The sequence below is a fragment of the Paracoccus sp. SSJ genome (assembly GCF_030234105.1).
Classification (GTDB): domain Bacteria; phylum Pseudomonadota; class Alphaproteobacteria; order Rhodobacterales; family Rhodobacteraceae; genus Paracoccus; species Paracoccus denitrificans.
Window position 1 is genome coordinate 61673 of the sequence record NZ_JASSPE010000018.1, and the last position, 18107, is coordinate 79779.

The following is an 18107-nucleotide window of genomic DNA, read 5'->3' on the forward strand; positions in this document are numbered from 1 at the left end:
CCCGCGGGGCCGGCCTTTCCTTTGACGCGGGGTGTGTCCTTCAGCCCGCCTGTTGCAGATCCGCCGTCAGCGCCGCCAGATCACCCTTGCGCCGCGAAAGCATCGCCCCGATCTCGGCGCGCTCCGACGCGAGCATGTTCACCCCCTCGATGATGATGTTGAAATAGCGGCTTTCCCCGGACTTGTCCGAGACATGCCACTCGACCTCCATCGGGCTGCGCCCCTTGAGATAGGCGACCGAGGTCACGGCAAAGAAGGATTTCACCGGCTTTGCGCCCGTCACCTCGATCTTCGAGCCGATGAATTCACGGAAGCGCTTGCCGTATTTGCGGCCGATATAGCCCTGGAACGCCTGGCGATAGGCGGCGAACTCGGCCGCACCGGCCTGGCGCGCAGCCGGCCCCAGCGCCGAGCGGGCGATGATCTCCACATCCGCATAGCGCGCGAAGATCGCCTCGAAGGCGCGATACATCTGCGGCGCGGGCTGGCCGGAATTAATCACGGCATAGACCTCGGCCAGGGATTGTTCGATCAGCGACCGCGCCTCGCCGGTATCCAGCGCCCAGGCAGGCCGGGCGGCGACCGCCAGCCCCGCACCGATCAGGGCCAGGAACCCGCGGCGGGTGTCATTCGGCATAAGGGTCAATGTGTTCTCCTTCCTCGCCCAGTTCATGGCGGCGATGCTGCAGCCAGATCAGCCGCGTCTGGGCATAACTATCGGCGCTTTCGTGCAGGATGGAATCGACGGAATCGCCGAAACGGCCCCGCTCACCGGCTTTTGAGGCGACGCGCGCGCCCATGCCGATCAGATATTGGTCGCGGTTCAGCCAGCCGCGCATCGGATCGATGACCAGATCGACGACACGGCCCACCGCATCGCGCTGGGTCGAGGGGCCGATCAGCGGCAGTTCCAGATAGGGCCCCTCACCTACCCCCCAGGTGGCAAGCGTCTGGCCGAAATCCGTATCCTCCTCGGGCAGGGCGAAATCGCTGCCGGCCGGGTCCAGGAAACCCGCGAGACCCAGCGTCGTATTGACCAGAAAGCGCAGGGTGCTGCGCGCGGCCGGCCCCGGCTTGCCCTGCAGCAGGTGGTTCACCACCTTGCCCGGCTGCGCCAGGTTCGAGCCGAAATTGCCGACCGCACCGACGGCATGGCTGCCGACGCCGTTCCCGCCCGACATGCCCGAGCCCAACGGCTTGACCACGCGCGCATCAAGCCCGCGATTGAAGGCGTGGACCTTGCGATTCATCGGCTCATAGGGATCGTTGATGCCGTCGTCGCCGCGATCCGCCGAACAGGCCGCCAGCATCGCGGCCGCGACAAGAAGAATGGGAAAGTTCCGCGCAGGCAAGCTTTTGATAACCTTCTGTAGCTAGGACTTGTCGAACCGGCGGCGATTCGCCCCGGCGAAGGGGCGGGATGGCGAGCGGACTGTTTCACGACCGCGCTTTGGGATATGCGCTGGGACGATTCCGGGCAAGCCCGGTCAGGTTGACGAGGAAGGAACCGGCATGGCCTTGCCGCCGATGCGACATGACGGCCGACGCGAGCTGAAATCCGCGCGAGGCATGGCCTGGCAGCTTTATGCCATGGTCGGCCTGTTTTCGTTCGCGGTGAACCTGCTGATGCTGACCGGGCCGCTCTTCATGATGCAGGTCTATGACCGCGTGCTGGCCAGCCGCTCGGTCGAGACGCTGACGGCCCTGTTCCTGCTGGTCGTCTTCCTGTTCGCGCTGATGGGGGTGATCGACCTGGCGCGCAACCGCGTCATGGCCCGCATCGCCGCCCGCTTCCAGGAACGGATGGAGGGGCGCGTCTTTACCGCCGCGCTGCAGGACGGCCAGGCCGCCGGCTCGGACCTCGTGGTGCGCGGCGGCATGCGCGACCTCGAGGCGGTGCAGCGGCTGATCGCCTCGCCGGTGCTGATGGCGCTGTTCGACCTGCCCTGGGCGCCATTCTTCCTGGCAGCGGTCTTCATCTTCCACCCGATTCTGGGCGCGGTGGCGACGGCGGGCATGGCGGTCCTGGTCGTGGCGACGCTCATGAACCAATGGCTCAGCCGCGACATGCTGCAACAGGCCGCCATCGCCGGCCAGTCGGCCGAGCGCATGTCCGACCTCTATCGCGACGAAGGCGAATTGATCGGCTCGCTCGGCATGCGGGCGGCGGCCTTCCGGCGCTGGCAGGCGACGCGCGATGCCGCGACGGCGGCGACGATGCGCGCCAACGACCGCTCCACCGGCTTTACCGTATTCTCCCGCACCTTCCGGCTGTTTCTGCAAAGCGCGCTGCTGGCCGCCGGCGCCTGGCTGGTGCTGCGCCAGGAGGTGACGCCGGGCGCCATGATCGCCTCTTCGATCCTGATGGGCCGGGCTCTGGCCCCGGTCGAGCAGGTGGTGGGCGGCTGGTCCATCGTCCAGCGCGCCCAGGACGGCTGGAAGCGGCTGGTCGAACTGCTCTCGCGCCGCCCGCCGCTGGCGCAGCGCACGCCCCTGCCCCGGCCCGAGGCCCAGCTTGAAGTCCGCAACCTGACCGTCGTGCCCCCCGGCCAGGGGGCGGCGGTGCTGCGCGGCGTCAGCTTCGACCTTGGCCCCGGGCAGGCGCTGGGGGTGATCGGGCCTTCGGGCGCCGGCAAGACCACGCTGGCGCGGGCGCTGATCGCGGCATGGCCCGTGGCCTCGGGCTCGATCCGGCTGGGCGGCGCGACGCTGGACCAATACGACCCGGATGCGCTGGGAGGGCTGATCGGCTATCTGCCGCAGCAGGTGACGCTGTTCGACGGCACCATCGCCGAGAATATCGCCCGCCTCGCCCCCGAGCCCGATCCGCAGCGCGTCGTCGCCGCGGCCATGGCGGCTGCCGCGCATCGCATGATCCTGGACCTGCCGCAGGGCTACGACACCCGCGTCAGCCAGACCGGCGGACAGCTTTCCGGCGGACAGATCCAGCGTATCGGCCTGGCCCGCGCGCTTTACGCCGATCCGGTGATCTTCGTCCTGGACGAACCGAATTCGAACCTGGACAACGAGGGATCGACGGCCCTGAACGTGGCGATCCGCACCATCAAGGCGCGCGGCGGCGCGGTCATCATCATGGCCCATCGTCCCGCGGCGATCACCGAATGCGAATTGCTGCTGGTGCTGGACCAGGGCCTGCGCCGCGCCTTCGGCCCGCGCGACGAGGTGCTGAAATCGCTGGTCAGGAACGCCGACCAGATTACCCGCGCCCAGGGCCATGGCGGAGGCGTGACATGACCGATCCCAACCAGCTTGGCCGCGCGCCGGTCGAAAGAATGCCCGCCCAGCCGGCCGGCAAGCCCGCCGGGCACCCGCCGCATTTCCACCCCCAGCCGGTCCAGTCCACCACGGCACAACCCGCACCTTCGCCTCAGCGCCCCGAATGGTCGGCGCGCGGTCCGGTCATCCTGGGGCTCGTGGCGATGCTGGTTCTGATCGGCGGCTTCGGGCTCTGGTCGCTGACCGCGCGCATCTCGGGCGCCGTCGTCGCCTCCGGCCAGGTCGAGGTCGAGCAGCGCCGCCAGGTCGTGCAGCATCCCGATGGCGGGGTCGTGGCCGAGATCCTGATTCATGACGGCGAAAGCGTGACGGCGGGCCAGCCGCTGATCCGGCTGGACGGCGCGCTTCTGAACACGGAACTCGCCATCGTCGAGGGGCAGTATTTCGAGATCCTCGCCCGCCGCGGCAGGCTCGAGGCCGAGCGCGCCGACGGCAAGGAAATCGCCTTCCCGCAGGAACTGATCAAGGCTGCCTCAAGCCGCCCCGAGCTTCAGGCGCTGGTGGACGGCCAGTCCAGCCTGTTCCTGGCCCGGCTCGACACGCTCGAACAATCGCTCGGCCAGTTGGCCAAGCAGGCCGAACAGGTGCAATCCCAGATCGGCGGCGTCGATGCGCAGGCGCGGGCGCTGGAGCAGCAGCGCGAGTTCATCTCGCAGGAGCTGCGCGACCAGCGGTCGCTTCTGGAAAAGGGGCTGGCCCAGGCGCCGCGCGTGCTGGCGCTGGAGCGCGAGGCGGCGCGGCTCGACGGACTTCTGGGCGAGGCGACGGCATCCCGCGCCCGCGCCGTGACGCAACTGGCCGAAATCGACCTGTCGCGGCTGGAAAAGACCGCGACCCGCCGCGAAGCCGCCGAAACCGAGCTGCGCGAACTGGGCTATCGCGAGCTGGAGCTGGCCGAGCGCCGCCGTTCACTGATCGAACGCATCACCCGGCTCGAAATCCGCGCCCCGGTCTCGGGCGTGGTCCAGGAATTGCAGATCACCACGCCGCGCTCGGTGATTCGCCCGGCCGATCCGATCATGTTCATCATCCCCCAGGACCGGCCGCTGGTGGTCGCCGCCCGCATCGCCACCATCAATATCGACGAGGTTCACCCCGGGCAGGAGGTGGTGCTGCGCTTCTCGTCCTTCTCGTCGCGCACCACGCCGGAAATCGACGGGGTGCTCAGCCGCGTCTCGCCCGATACGCTGATCGACCAGGCCACGCATGCACCCTATTATCGGGCCGAGGTGACGATTCCTCCCACCGAGGTCGAAAAGCTCAAGGGGTTGGACCTGGTGCCCGGCATGCCGGTCGAAGTCTATGTCCAGACCGGCCAGCGCAGCCCGATGGCCTATCTGGTCAAGCCGCTCTCGGATTATTTCACCCGCGCCTTCCGCGAGGATTGAGAGGGCGGGACGGGTGCGGCCACGCCGGAATTGCAGGATGCGGCGCGGCGTTCCCCCTGCCGGGAACCGACGCAACGTCGGCGGCAGGGAACGAACCGCGCATGATCCTGGCGCATGCCAAATCGGGCGGCGTGATCCGGGTGCGGCCAACCGTGCATCCCCCGGCATGGTCACGGGCAAGCAGCCGCACGAACAAGGGCGCCCTTGCCGCCTGAACCCGGGCCGATCGCGCCGCTCTAACAGGCTGCTGAAAAAGGATTTTGAGAGGACGGCGCGGCGGAAATCGTTCTAGATCCAGCGAAGATCGGCCTGAAAAATGAGCCGTTTTGGGTCGATTTGAGGCGGATTTCCCGGTTCCCCGTCCGCGTTGTCCTGTCGCACGACTTTTTCAGCAGCCTGCTAAAGGCCAAGGCACCAGCGCATGATGGCCTTTTGCGCATGCAGCCGGTTCTCGGCCTCGTCGAAGATGACCGAGTTCGGACCGTCCATCACCGCGCTGGTCGCCTCGTCGTCGCGATGCGCGGGCAGGCAATGCATGAACAGCGCATCGGGCTTGGCATGGGCCATCAGCGCCTCGTTCACCTGATAAGGGCGCAGCTGGTTGTGCCGCCGCTCGCGCGCAGACTGCGGGTCGTGCATCGAGACCCAGGTATCGGTCACCACCAAGTCGGCGCCCTCGACCGCCTTCGCCGGATCGCGCTCGATCACCGCCTGCACGCCCTGGGCGCGGGCGAAATCCAGCGCCTCGCGCTCGGGGTCCAGCGTCGGCGGGCCGGTAAAGGTGAAGTCATAGCCGAATTGCCCGGCCGCATGGATCATCGAGCAGCAGACATTGTTGCCATCGCCCGACCAGACCACCTTCTTGCCGGCGATGGGGCCGCGATGCTCCTCGAAGGTCATCACGTCGGCCATGACCTGACAGGGATGGGTGCGGTTCGTCAGCCCATTGATGACCGGAACGCTCGCATATTCCGCCATTTCCAGCAGCGTCGCCTCTTCGAAGGTGCGGATCATGATCAGGTCGACATAGCGCGACAGCACCCGGGCGGTATCGGCGATGGTCTCGCCATGGCCCAGTTGCATCTCCTTGCCCGACAGCACCATGGTTTGCCCGCCCATCTGCCGCACGCCCAGATCGAAGCTGACGCGGGTCCGGGTCGAGGGCTTTTCGAAGATCAGCGCCACCATGCGGTTCTTGAGCGGCAGGTCGGCGTCGGGCGTGCCCTTGGGCTGGCCGCTGCGCGCATCCTTCATCCGGCGTGCGGAATCGATCATGCCGCGCAGATCGGACCGGTCGGTGTTGTGGATGTCGAGGAAACTGTTCATTTGTCACTGTCTTTCGGATTGATCTGGCAAGCAAGCCGCTTTGCCGAAGGGAGGTCAAGGCCAAAGGCCCCGCGTCGCCGCGGAATTCGACATCCCCTCATCGGTGCCGCGTCATGACGCGCGCCAGGGTTCCGTCCTCGGAGGGACGCAACTCCTCACCCCGAAAACCGGCCTTTTCATAGGCGCGAATGGCGCGCAGGTTGTCGGGCTCGGGGTCGATGACCAAGATCGGCGCCTCTGCCAGCAGCGTGTCGGCCAGGGCGCGCAGCCAAAGCCCGCCATGGTCGAAGCCGCCGGGCCCGGAAAAGCAGTCGATCGCCAGCGCCTCGGCCGGCAGGTCGGCAAAATGCGGCGCGCCCCAGTGATGCGCCGGATAGAATTGCGCATAGGCGATGGGCGCGCCGTCCATCAGCGCCAGCCATTGCCGCATGGCCGGCTCGTCCAGGTCCTCCTCGATCCCGGCCAGCTCCTTCTCGGCCCCGCGCCACCAGCGTGAGACCTCGGGCTGGCGCAGCCAATCCGCCAGCATGGGCAGATCGGCGCGCGTGACCGACCGGAAGCCGAACCTATCCATCGATCCTTCCGGCCGCCCGGTCCAGCCGGACGACCGCCTCGGCGATCTCCTCATCCGAGATGGTGAGCGGCGGCAGCAGGCGCAGCGTGTCGTCCGCCGCGGCCACGGTCAGGATATGCTCGTCGTAGCCAGCCTTGACCAGTTCGCCCGGCGCGACCTTGCATTTCAGGCCCAGCATCAACCCCTGTCCGCGCACGTAGTCGAAGACATCGGGATGCGCGGCCACCAGCCCCTCCAGCTTCTGCCGGAACAGCGCGGCCTTGCGGTTCACCTCGGCCAGGAACTCGGGCGCCGCGACGATCTGCATCACCTTGGCGCCGACCGCGCAGGCCAGCGGATTGCCGCCATAGGTCGAGCCATGCGTGCCGGCGGCCATGCCGGCGGCCGCCCTTTCCGTCGCCAGCACCGCGCCCAGCGGGAAGCCGCCGCCGATGCCCTTGGCGATCATCATGATGTCGGGGGTGATGCCGGCATATTCATGCGCGAACAGCTTGCCGGTGCGGCCCATGCCCGACTGCACCTCGTCCAGCACCAGCAGCGCGCCGGTCTGGTCGCAAAGCTGGCGGATCGCTGCCAGGTCGGCGTCGGACAGCGGGCGGATGCCGCCCTCGCCCTGCACGGGCTCCAGCATGACGGCGGCAGTGCGGTCCGAAATCGCGGCCTTCAGCGCCTCCATGTCGCCCCAGGGCAGCTGGCGGAAGCCCGGCATCAGCGGACCGAAGCCCTTGACCATCTTTTCCGAACCCGCCGCCGCGATGGCGCCGGTCGAGCGGCCGTGGAAGGCGCCCTCGAAGGTCAGGATCTCGTAGCGGTCGGGATCGCCCGCGTCGTGCCAGTATTTGCGCACCATCTTGATCGCCAGCTCCGCGGCCTCGGTGCCGGAATTGGTGATGAAGGCGGTATCGGCGAAAGTATGCTCGACCAGCAGGTCCGCCAGCCTCTCCTGCTCGGGGATCTGGTAGAGGTTCGAGACATGCCAGATCCGGTTCGCCTGCTCGGTCAGGGTGGCGACCAGCTCGGGGTTGGCGTGACCCAGCGCGTTCACGGCAATGCCGGCGCCCAGGTCCAGGTATCGCGTCCCGTCCGTCGCGATGGCCCAGGTGCCCTCGCCCCGCTCAAAGGCGATGGGAGCGCGGTTATAGGTCGGCAGGACGTGCGAAATCATGGAGTTACCCTCTCTGGGAACGGCCGCTTGGCGGCACCATGGCTGACGGAAAGGCGGTAAGGCAGGCGGGATCGGACGTTGAAGGCGTCAACGTCGGGGACGGGCGATATGGGCGGTCCGAACGATCATGCCCCGTCGCATAGCGCGGAAGCGTGCGCCGTGCAACGGGGTTTTCATGGCTTCATGCGATAGCCCGAGGCCAGCCAGCGCCATGCCGTGAACAGCACCAGCGCCACCGTCAGCGCGCAGACCGCCAGCCCGCGCAGCACCGGCGCATCCGAGACGCCGGCGATGCCGTAGCGCGCACCGTCGATCAGGTAGAAGATCGGGTTCCAATGCGCCAGCACCCGGAACGGCTCGGGCAGCGCCTCGACCGAATAGAAGGTGCCCGACAGGAAGGACAGCGGCGTCACGATGAAATTGGTGATGACCGCCATCTGGTCGAATTTCTGCGCCACGATCGCGGCCAGCAGCCCCAGCCCGCCCATCAGCAAGGCGCCCAGCACGATGAATGTCAGCGCCCAGAGCGGATGCGCCACCCCCTGCCCGATGACCAGCGCCATGCCGGCGGCTATGGCGGCGCCGACGATCAGCGCGCGGGTCACCGCGCCGATCAGATAGCCGGCCAGGATCTCGCCCGCCGAAAGCGGCGGCATCAGCGTATCGACGATGTTGCCCTGCATCTTGGCCGAGATGATGCTGGAGGAGGTGTTGGCGAAAGCGTTCTGGATCACCGTCATCATCAGGATGCCCGGGCCGAGAAAGGCCAGGTAGGGCAGGCCCATCACCTCGCCCCGGTTTTGCCCCAGCGCAAGCGCAAAGACGATCACGAACAGCGCCGAGGTCATCAGCGGCGCAAAGATGGTCTGCTGCCACACGCTCATGAAGCGCATGATCTCGCGACGGCTGAGCGTATAAAGGCCCAGCCAGTTCACCCGGCCAAAGCGGCGCACCCCCATCTGGCGAAATCCGGGGCGGGACTGGATCGGCTGCATCGGGGCTCCTTGAATTTGCGGGCTCGGATGGGTAAATCTGGCTATCCCCGGATTTAAGGCCGGGTCTTGCGGAATTGAAGCCACTAGCACGAAGAGCGCCGGGACGCATCCCGGTGCAGGAAAGGCAAACCATGTCCTGGACCGACGAGCGCGTCGAGACGTTGAAACGCATGTGGGCCGAAGGCCAGTCGGCCAGCCAGATCGCCAAGGAGCTGGGCGGCGTGACCCGCAACGCAGTGATCGGCAAGGTCCACCGCCTGGGCCTGTCGAATCGCACCGAGGACGGCGCGGACCCCGCGCCCGAACCCGTCGCGAAACCCGCCGTCGCCGCGGCGGCACCCGAGCCCAAGCCCGTCCCCGCCCCGGCGCCCGCCCCCGTGCCCAAGCCCGCCGCTGCGGCCGCCCCTGCGCCGGAACCGGCGCCCGAGCCGGCACCGCAGCCGGCAAGCTTCAACCGCCGCCCCATCGTGCCGGCCGGCCAGCCGCTGCCGCCGCAGCCTTCAGCCAACGAGATCAGCCCCGAGGCGCTGGCCTCGGTGCGCGAGGTCGAGAAGCGCGCCCGCAAGCTGACGCTGATGGAACTGACCGAGCGCACCTGCAAATGGCCCATCGGCGACCCGGCGACCGACAAGTTCTGGTTCTGCGGCCTGCCCTCGATGCCCGGCAAACCCTATTGCGAGGCCCATGTCGGCGTGGCCTTCCAGCCGATGAGCTCGCGCCGGGACCGCAGGCGCTAGGTGCCCCGCTTTCCCCGGCTCGCGGCGCTGGCCGTCACGCTGGACGGCGCAGGCGACACGGCCCGCGCGCTGCTGGTGCAGCGCCGCAACCCGCCCGATGCGGGGCTCTGGGGTTTCCCCGGCGGCCATGTCGAGCCGGGCGAGACCGCGCTTGACGCGGCAGCGCGCGAACTGGCCGAGGAAACCGGCGTCGTCGGCCGGCCACGCGCCTATCTGGACAATATCGACGTGATCGAGCGCGGCGCGGATGGCGCGCTGCGCTTTCATTTCCTGCTGGCGGCGGTGCTGTGCGACCATGTCGCGGGCGAGCCGGTGGCGGCGGACGATGCGCTGGACGCGCGCTGGGTTACGGTCGCGGACATCCTGGCCGGACGCCTGCCACTCAGCGCCAGCGTGCCCGATGTCATCCGCAAGGCGCTGGCCTGCCGGGAGGCGACCTGCTGATCCTCTGGTCGGGTGGCGCGTCCGGGGCGCGGCGAAAACCGCCCGAACCGCTGGCCTTCGCCGCCCGTGCTGGATAAAGAAGCGCAAGAAACCCAACAGGATCCGAACATGGCGCGGCATCTCATCACCTCGGCGATCCCCTATATCAACGGGATCAAGCATCTCGGCAATCTTGTCGGCTCGCAGCTTCCGGCGGACCTTTACGCCCGGTATCTGCGGGGTCGCGACAATGAGGTGATGTTCATCTGCGCAACGGACGAACACGGCACCCCCGCCGAGCTTGCCGCCGCCAAGGCCGGCAAGCCGATAGCCGTCTATTGCGCCGAGATGCATGAGGTCCAGGCAGAAATCGCGCGCAATTTCGGCCTTTCCTTCGATCATTTCGGCCGCTCCTCCAGCGAGCGCAACCATGTGCTGACCCAGCATTTCGCCGGCAAGCTGGACGAGAACGGCTATATCGCCGAGGTCGAGGAGCGGCAGGTCTATTCCATCGACGACGGCCGCTTCCTGCCCGACCGCTATATCGAGGGCACCTGTCCCAATTGCGGCTATGACAAGGCGCGCGGCGACCAGTGCGAGAACTGCACCAAGCAGCTGGACCCGACCGACCTGATCGAGCCGCGCTCGGCCATTTCCGGCTCGACCAATCTGGAAGTGCGGGCGACCAAGCACCTCTACCTGCGCCAGCGCTCGCTGAAGGACCGGATCGCCGCCTGGATCGACAGCAAGACCGACTGGCCGATCCTGACCACGTCGATCGCCAGGAAATGGCTGAACGACGGCGACGGCTTGCAGGATCGCGGCATCACCCGCGACCTCGACTGGGGCATCCCGGTGAAAAAGGGCGACAAGCCCTGGCCGGGGATGGAGGGCAAGGTCTTCTACGTCTGGTTCGACGCGCCCATCGAATATATCGCCGCCACCGCCGAGGGCGCCGACAAGCGCGGCGAGCCCGACAGCGCCTGGCGCCGCTGGTGGCGCCTGGACGAGGGCGCCGGGGACGTGACCTATACCCAGTTCATGGGCAAGGACAACGTGCCCTTCCACACGCTGTCCTTCCCGGCGACGATCATCGGCTCGGGTGAGCCGTGGAAGCTGGTCGACTACATCAAGAGCTTCAATTACCTGACCTATGACGGCGGCCAGTTCTCGACCAGCCAGGGACGCGGCGTGTTCATGGACCAGGCGCTGTCGATCCTGCCCGCCGATTACTGGCGCTGGTGGCTTCTGTCCCACGCCCCCGAATCGGGCGACAGCGAGTTCACCTGGGACAATTTCCAGCAATCCGTGAACAAGGACCTGGCGGACGTGCTGGGCAACTTCGTCAGCCGGATCACCAAGTTCTGCCGCAGCAAGTTCGGCGAGACGATCCCCCAGGGCGGCAGCTACGGCCCCGAGGAAGAGGCGCTGATCCAGGCGCTGACCACCCGCATCCGCGCCTATGAAGGCTTCATGGATCATGTCGAGGTCCGCAAATCGGCGGCGGAGTTGCGCGCGATCTGGGTGCTTGGCAACGAATACCTGCAATCGGCAGCACCCTGGTCGACCTTCAAGACCGACCCGGACAAGGCGGCGATGCAGGTCCGGCTGGGGCTGAACCTGATCCGGCTTTACGCGGTTTTGTCCGCGCCCTTCATCCCCTTCGCGGCGGATGCGATGCTGGCGGCGATGCAGACCGAGAACCGCGACTGGCCCGACGATGTCCGCGCGGCGCTGGAGGCCCTGCCCGCCGGCCATGCCTTTACCGTGCCCGAGGTGCTTTTCGCCAAGATCAGCGACGAAAGCCGCGACGAATGGCAGGACCGCTTCAAGGGCATCCGCGGCTGACCCCGACCCACGCCCTGCGGCAAAATGACGCGATCCTGTGGCATTCGTGCCACAGAACCCTTCCCAAACGGGATGATCCCTTGTCCCGCGAAAGAGAGGCTGGTTAATCGCCGGCAGCTACCCAGGTCTTGGCACTCCCTCTCTCGCCCTCTCGGCCCAGGCAAAAACCTGTTCCTGTTGTCGAGAGGTGACGATGCCGTCCTTTCCATCCCATCCCCCTGCCCGCCTGGTCCACAGCCGCAGCATTCGCGCGGCTTTGCCCTCGTCCGGGCGGCTCGCCGGCCTTCTTCTCGGTTTGACGGCTCTCACTGCCCCGGCGGTTGCACTGGCACAGGCGGAACCTGAAGTCGTCGAGCTGGATACCGTGGTCATCGTGACCTCTGCTTCATCGATCGCCACCTCGATTCAGGATGCGCCCGCCTCGATTACCGTAATCGATCAGAGCGATATTCAAGCCAAGGGCGCGCGTCATCTTCAGGACGTGCTGCGCACGGTTCCGGGCCTCAACCTGACCCGCGGGAATGACGGCAACTCGCAGGTGTCCTTCCGCGGCCTGTCCTCGAGCCGGACGCTGACACTGATCGACGGCAAGCGCGTCAGCAGCCGCAACACCTTTGCGCGCCATTATCAGGGCGACCTGCAAATCGTGCCGCTGGATGCGATCGAGCGCATCGAGGTCGTGCGCGGCCCCATGTCGACCCTTTACGGTTCGGACGCGATGGGCGGCGTCATCAACATCATCACCAAGAAGGCGACCGATACCTGGTCGGGCTCGCTGACCACCGACTTCGGCTTCGCGGATGAAAACAGCACTGCCGACAGCCGGTCGATCTCCGGCTATGTCTCAGGTCCGCTTGGTGAGAACCTCAGCCTCTCGGCCTGGGGCAAGCTGGCCGAAATCGATGCACCCGAAGAACCTTATGCCTATTCCCCTGGCCAGGGCGGCTCACTCAGCCCACTTTACGCTTCGAACGGCACCCGCACGAAGACGCTTGGCGCACGGCTGACCTGGACACCGCAAGAAGGAATGGAATGGGGCGCTGAAGCTCAGACCTCGGTCGACAACTATCTAAGTGATGCCGGCGCGCATGACACCAACGAGGTCACCAAGAAAAGCATCGGGCTGACCAACGAATGGCAATTGGGTCAGGGCCATCTGTCCAGCTATCTGCGTTACGAGACATCGGGCAACGAGACCTGGAACTCGACGGATGAGGTCTGGAACGACCCCATCGACTATGACACGACCACCTTCGAGAGCCGCTATACCTCGCAAACGAACCTGGCTGGCCGGCAACTGGACTACACCATCGGCGGTCTGGTCGCGCATGAAAAGCTGAGCGATCCCCAAACCACTTCGGGCGCGCTGATCGAAGGCTCGGTCAATACCGCCGCGATCTATGCCGAAGGCCGCCTGCAGGCGACCAATGCATTGAGCCTGACCACCGGGCTTCGCGTGGACCACCATGAACGCTTCGGCACACATGTTACCCCGCGCATCTATGCCAATTACGACTTCGGCAACGGGCTGATGCTGAAGGGCGGTTATTCGCAGGCCTTCGTCGCGCCCGACCTGCGCAACCTGAATCCGAACTACCAGATGGGCTCGCGCGGGAATGGCTGCAAACCCTACCAAGGCCCCTGCACCATCATCGGCAACCCCGACCTTCAGCCCGAAACCTCGGACAACTTCGAGATCGGCCTGAACTACCAGGGCGAGCACAGCAGCTGGGAAGTCACCGCCTTCTACAACGATGTCGAGGACATGATCAGCGCCCGCAGGATCCGCCCGGCCACGCCCACGGAATCCGCCCTGTTCCAGCGCGACAACTTCGATTACGGCAAGACCGCCGGCATCGAATTCGGGCTGGATCACCAGATCAACGACGACCTGACCTGGACCACCTCGGGGACCTATATCGCCAAGTCCGAGTTCAAGTATGGCGACTTCGACACCGCCTATCCGATGGCGACGACTCCGAAGTGGAACATCACTACGGGTCTGGCCTGGCAGGCGAACGACCGGCTGAACCTTTCGGGCGAGGTGACCTATGTCGGCAAGCAGGCTGGCTATGTGGTCGAGGACGGGCTCGTGGTCGGCGAGGGCGAACAGGCCTCGGTCCCGGCAGGCCAGAACAGCAAGGCCTATTATCTGGTCAATGTCGCTGCCGCCTATGACCTGAACGATATGGCCACGCTGAATGTCGGTATCGACAACCTGTTCAACGGCCAGCCGGAATCCGATGTCTCTTATCGCGAGAACGGGCGACTGTTCACCCTGGGCATCACCACCCGCTTCTGATCCGGTTAACAGCCGAAAAGTGCCGGGCCGCCCCGAAAGGGCGGCCTTTTTCGTCGCGACAATATGGAACCTTGCGACAGCTCGACGCATGATTGACCGAGGACCAAGCATAGCGGAGAGGGCCATGACCCATTGCATCCTGATCGGCGCCCCGGTGGACGAGGGGCAACGGCGGCCCGGCTGCCTGATGGGCCCCGCCGCCTATCGCGTGGCCGGACTGGCCTCGACCCTGATCGATCTGGGCCATACGGTCGAGGATCGCGGCGATCTTCGCCCCGCCCCTGGCCGGGGCCAGGCTTGCGCCAACCCGGCCGTGCATCACCTGCCCGAGATCATCGCCTGGACCGAGGCGCTACGGGCCTCCGGCTGCTCGGCGATGGAAGAGGGCATGCCGATCTTTCTGGGCGGCGATCATGCGCTGGCGCTTGGTTCCCTGGCCGGTGTGGCCGCGCATGCCCGGGCGGCGGGACGGCCGCAATTCGTGCTGTGGCTGGACGCGCATAGCGATTTCCACACCGTCGAGACCACCACCTCGGGCAACCTGCACGGCACGCCGCTGGCCTATGCCTCGGGGCGGGCGGGCTTCGACCCGTTTCCCGCCTTCCCGGCCCCGATCCCGGGCAGGAACATCTGCATGTTCGGCATCCGCAGCGTGGACAGCGCCGAATCCGCCGCGCTGCGCGAAACCGAAATCATCGTGAACGACATGCGCGTGCTGGACGAACGCGGCATCGTCGCACCGCTGCGCGAATTCCTTGATCGCGTGCAGGCCGAGAACGGCATGCTGCATGTGTCGCTGGACGTGGATTTCCTCGACCCCTCGATCGCGCCCGCCGTCGGCACCACCGTCCCCGGCGGCACCACCTTCCGCGAGGCGCATCTGGTTTGCGAGCTTCTGCACGAAAGCGGCCTGATGACCTCGCTCGACCTGGTCGAACTGAACCCGTTCCTGGACGAGCGGGGCCGCACCGCCAAGCTGATGGTCGATCTGGTCGGCTCGCTGATGGGGCGCAAGGTCTTCGACCGACCGACGCGCAGCTATTGACAGGCCCGGCGACGGGGGCGGCGAGCGACGGGGGCGGCGACTGAGGCTTGCCAATCTCCGTCCCGCCCGCTAGCCAATCCCGGCGCGGGCGTGGCGGAATGGTAGACGCATGGGACTTAAACTCCCTGGGGCGCAAGCCTGTGCGGGTTCGAGTCCCGCCGCCCGCACCAAGACCCCAAGCCCCATGCCTAAGACACGTGCCGCATCGCCCGGACGGCCTCGTCCCAGCCAGCGGCACATGGGCCGCCGCGCAGGCAAGCGCCGTCAGATCACGGCCGCAAGCGCTCCGCAAAAAGGGCAGGAAGAGCGCACCGGTTCGCCCTTCCCTGCCACCCCACGGACCCTCACCACCACGCTCGGGTCGTCGGGGGCTGCTCCCTCTGCCGGCATGTCCTGCTTACTCCGGCCCCCGATTCACCGCAAATCGCAACTGCGCGCGATTTTACACAAATCAGCCTTGGTTCCCCTGCGAGCCTCGGCTAGGTTCGCGCCGCAATCCGAACCCAGGAGAACACGATGGCGCAGCGCCTCCACCTCGTTTTCGGTGGTGAACTTGTCGATCCCACCCGGACCGAGTTCCGCGACACCAAGGACATCCACATCGTCGGCATCTTCCCGAACTATGCCGAAGCCCACGCCGCGTGGAAGGCCGAGGCGCAGCGCACCGTGGACAGCGCCCATACCCGCTATTTCATCGCCCACCTGCATCGGCTGCGCGACGAGGAGCACGAGGTCAGCCCGACCGAGGAACTGGGCAGCTAAGCCGCCGCGAATCGCGATGTCCCCCGCAGATGCAACCGCATCCCTGGCGCTCTGGCTGCATCTGCGCCGCCGCGCAGCGCTGGCCACCGGGCCGGTCGAGCCCGTCGACGCCCCGCAGGGCGAAGGGCCGCTGGTCATGCTGCATCTTTCGGAACAGGCCGACGAGCCGGGACAGTCGGTCGCGCTGGTCAAGGCGCTCCTGGCAAGGCGGCCGGGCCTGCGCTTCGCCTTTTCGGGCGCGACTTTGCCGCCCGAGGCCCTGCCCGCCGGACTGCGCGCTATCACCCTGCCCGATCTAGGGGACCCGGCCGCGGCGCGCGAGGTGATCCGGGCGCTGCAACCGCGCGCGCTGCTGGTGCTTGGCGACCGGCTTCCGGCCTCGCTGATCTCGGGCATGGCCGAACGGCGCCTGCCGATCATTCTGGGCGAGGCGCGGCTTGTGACCTATACCCGGCGCGGCTCGTGGCGCGGGGCGGTCAATCGCGGATTGATAGGCAGGATCACCCGCGTCCTTGCCCCGGACCCGACCGCAGCGGCCGCCGCCCGGCAGCTGGGTGCCCCGCCCGACCGGATCGAGCTGACCGGGCCGATCACCGAGACGCGCCCGCCGCTGGTCGCGAACGAGGCCGAACGGCGCGCGCTGGCCCAGATCCTGGCCGGCCGCCACACCTGGCTCGCGGCTTGCCCCACCCTGCCCGAGGCCCGGCTGGCGCTGGCCGCCCATCAGGCGGCACTGCACCACAATCACCGTGCGCTGCTGATCCTGGCCGGCCTGCCGCCCGAGACGATCCCCGGGATCCGCGCCGAGGTCGAGGCGCTTGGCCTTGCGGCGGTACTGCGTTCGGACGACGAGGACCCCTCGCCGGACGACCATGTGCTGATCGCCGAGGATACGCATGAGATGGGGCTGTGGTATCGGCTGGCGCCGGTCTGCTTCATGGGCGGCACCCTGCTGTCCGGCCCCGGCCTCGCGCCGCGCCACCCGTTCGAGCCCGCCGCGCTCGGCTCGGCCATCATCCACGGCCCGATCACCGAGGCGCATGGCCCGGAATGGGTGCAGCTGGACGGAGCCTCGGCCGCGCGGCTGGTCGCGGACGCAGCCGGGCTGACCCGGGCGGTCGAGGATCTTTCGGCACCGGACCAGGCGGCTATGCTGGCCGGGAACGCCTGGTCGGTCAGCACCGGCGGCGCCGCCGTGCTGCGCCGCATCGCCGAGATCGTCGTCGAAGCCATGGAGGATACGCGATGAGCCGCCGCGCCCCCGATTTCTGGTTCCAGCCCCCGGGGCTGCGCGCCCGCCTTCTGGCGCCGCTGGGCGCGCTTTATGCCGCCGCCACCGCCCGCCGCCTGGCGCGCGGCCCGCGCACGCGGCCGGGCGTGCCGGTGATCTGCATCGGCAACCTGAACGCCGGGGGCACCGGCAAGACGCCCACCACCATCATGCTGGCCCAGCTTTTGCAGGATCGCGGCGTGGCGGTTCATATCGTCTCGCGCGGCTATGGCGGCAGCGAAAAGGGGCCGCGGCGGGTCGAGGAAGCGCGCCACAGCGCGGCCGAGGTCGGCGACGAGCCGCTGCTGATGGCGGCCTTTGCGCCGGTCTGGGTCGCGGATGACCGGCTGGCGGGCGCACGGGCGGCGGTCGAGGCGGGGGCGCAGGCGATCCTGCTCGACGACGGTTTCCAGGATCCGGCGCTGGCCCATGACCTGTCGCTGGTCGTGGTCGATGCGGCCAAGGGCTTCGGCAACGGGCTCTGCCTGCCCGCAGGTCCGCTGCGCGAGCCGGTGGATCGCGGCCTGGCCCGCGCCGGCCTGCTGCTTTCGATCGGCGAGGCCGCGGCACAGGCGCGATTCGCCGCGACATTGGGCACGCGCCTGCCACTGCCGCATCTGACCGGGCGGCTTGCGCCCTTGCAGACCGGCATGGACTGGCAGGGTCAGCGCGTGCTGGCCTTTGCCGGCATCGGCCATCCCGAGAAATTCTTCGCCACCCTGCGCGGCCTTGGCGCCGATGTGGTCCGGGCCGAGGCGCTGGAGGATCACCAGCCCTTTACCCCGCAACTGCTGATCCGGCTGGAGACCGAATCGCGGCTGACCGGCGCGCAGATGGTGACGACGGAAAAGGATGCCGTGCGGCTGCCGCGCAGCTTCCGGCCCAAGGTGCTGGCCCTGCCGGTGCGGCTGCAACTGGACGATGCCGCGCCGCTCGAGGAACGCCTGGCATCGCTGGGCCTATGACGGCGGACCC

The 18107-nt window shown here is 67.5% G+C and carries 16 protein-coding genes and 1 tRNA gene; 11 read left to right on the forward strand and 6 right to left on the reverse strand.

Annotated elements, in window-relative coordinates; genetic code table 11:
• Nucleotides 1-40: 40 nt before the first annotated feature.
• Both QPR87_RS18060 and QPR87_RS18065 read right to left on the reverse strand, forming a co-directional pair.
• Nucleotides 41-637 (reverse strand): MlaC/ttg2D family ABC transporter substrate-binding protein, encoded by a 597-nt coding sequence (locus tag QPR87_RS18060; RefSeq protein WP_230999666.1) that lies wholly within the window; start codon nt 635-637, stop codon nt 41-43.
• Nucleotides 627-1352, reverse strand: a complete 726-nt coding sequence (locus QPR87_RS18065) for an MlaA family lipoprotein (protein ID WP_285050682.1) — start codon at nt 1350-1352, stop codon at nt 627-629. Before QPR87_RS18065 ends, QPR87_RS18060 begins: the two co-directional genes overlap by 11 nt.
• A gap of 160 nt (nt 1353-1512) precedes the next feature.
• On the opposite strand from QPR87_RS18065, the gene QPR87_RS18070 reads away from it, so the two are divergent.
• On the forward strand, nt 1513-3255 hold the full coding sequence (locus QPR87_RS18070; RefSeq protein WP_104493606.1) for a type I secretion system permease/ATPase: 1743 nt from the start codon (nt 1513-1515) through the stop codon (nt 3253-3255).
• Nucleotides 3252-4685 carry an HlyD family type I secretion periplasmic adaptor subunit gene (locus QPR87_RS18075; RefSeq protein ID WP_285050683.1) on the forward strand — a complete coding sequence of 478 codons (1434 nt, stop codon included), beginning with the start codon at nt 3252-3254 and terminating at the stop codon, nt 4683-4685. Before QPR87_RS18070 ends, QPR87_RS18075 begins: the two co-directional genes overlap by 4 nt.
• Before the next feature lie 399 nt (nt 4686-5084).
• On the opposite strand, the gene argF is transcribed toward QPR87_RS18075, so the two are convergent.
• The 4 genes from argF to QPR87_RS18095 form a co-directional block, all read right to left on the reverse strand.
• The gene (argF, locus tag QPR87_RS18080; protein ID WP_011748327.1) at nt 5085-6011 is read right to left on the reverse strand and encodes an ornithine carbamoyltransferase; all 927 of its coding nucleotides are present in this window, start codon (nt 6009-6011) and stop codon (nt 5085-5087) included.
• Between the two features lie 97 nt (nt 6012-6108).
• On the reverse strand, nt 6109-6585 hold the full coding sequence (locus QPR87_RS18085) for a GNAT family N-acetyltransferase (protein WP_285050684.1): 477 nt from the start codon (nt 6583-6585) through the stop codon (nt 6109-6111).
• Nucleotides 6578-7750, reverse strand: a complete 1173-nt coding sequence (locus QPR87_RS18090; RefSeq protein WP_285050685.1) for an aspartate aminotransferase family protein — start codon at nt 7748-7750, stop codon at nt 6578-6580. Before QPR87_RS18090 ends, QPR87_RS18085 begins: the two co-directional genes overlap by 8 nt.
• A 173-nt stretch (nt 7751-7923) precedes the next feature.
• Nucleotides 7924-8745 (reverse strand): ABC transporter permease, encoded by an 822-nt coding sequence (locus QPR87_RS18095; RefSeq protein WP_011748330.1) that lies wholly within the window; start codon nt 8743-8745, stop codon nt 7924-7926.
• A 131-nt stretch (nt 8746-8876) separates the two neighbouring features.
• Between QPR87_RS18095 and QPR87_RS18100 the strand changes: the two genes are divergently transcribed.
• The 9 genes from QPR87_RS18100 to lpxK all read left to right on the forward strand — a co-directional run bounded on the left by QPR87_RS18100 (nt 8877) and on the right by lpxK (nt 18097).
• Nucleotides 8877-9482: a GcrA family cell cycle regulator gene (locus QPR87_RS18100; protein WP_011748331.1), complete on the forward strand. Its 606-nt coding sequence runs from the start codon at nt 8877-8879 to the stop codon at nt 9480-9482.
• Nucleotides 9483-9926: an NUDIX hydrolase gene (locus QPR87_RS18105; protein ID WP_285050687.1), complete on the forward strand. Its 444-nt coding sequence runs from the start codon at nt 9483-9485 to the stop codon at nt 9924-9926.
• 108 nt (nt 9927-10034) lie between these two features.
• Nucleotides 10035-11753, forward strand: coding sequence for a methionine--tRNA ligase (gene metG / locus QPR87_RS18110; protein WP_285050688.1), 1719 nt, complete (start codon nt 10035-10037; stop codon nt 11751-11753).
• 373 nt (nt 11754-12126) lie between these two features.
• Nucleotides 12127-14055: a TonB-dependent receptor plug domain-containing protein gene (locus QPR87_RS18115; protein WP_285050689.1), complete on the forward strand. Its 1929-nt coding sequence runs from the start codon at nt 12127-12129 to the stop codon at nt 14053-14055.
• A 124-nt stretch (nt 14056-14179) separates the two neighbouring features.
• The gene (gene rocF, locus QPR87_RS18120; RefSeq protein WP_285050690.1) at nt 14180-15100 is read left to right on the forward strand and encodes an arginase; all 921 of its coding nucleotides are present in this window, start codon (nt 14180-14182) and stop codon (nt 15098-15100) included.
• A gap of 84 nt (nt 15101-15184) precedes the next feature.
• Nucleotides 15185-15270 (forward strand) — tRNA-Leu (locus QPR87_RS18125).
• Between the two features lie 346 nt (nt 15271-15616).
• Nucleotides 15617-15862 carry a DUF4170 domain-containing protein gene (locus tag QPR87_RS18130; protein WP_041529936.1) on the forward strand — a complete coding sequence of 82 codons (246 nt, stop codon included), beginning with the start codon at nt 15617-15619 and terminating at the stop codon, nt 15860-15862.
• A gap of 16 nt (nt 15863-15878) precedes the next feature.
• Nucleotides 15879-17111: a 3-deoxy-D-manno-octulosonic acid transferase gene (locus QPR87_RS18135; protein WP_285050691.1), complete on the forward strand. Its 1233-nt coding sequence runs from the start codon at nt 15879-15881 to the stop codon at nt 17109-17111.
• Nucleotides 17108-18097: a tetraacyldisaccharide 4'-kinase gene (gene lpxK / locus QPR87_RS18140; RefSeq protein WP_285050692.1), complete on the forward strand. Its 990-nt coding sequence runs from the start codon at nt 17108-17110 to the stop codon at nt 18095-18097. The genes QPR87_RS18135 and lpxK overlap by 4 nt, the downstream gene beginning before the upstream one ends.
• Nucleotides 18098-18107: the final 10 nt, after the last annotated feature.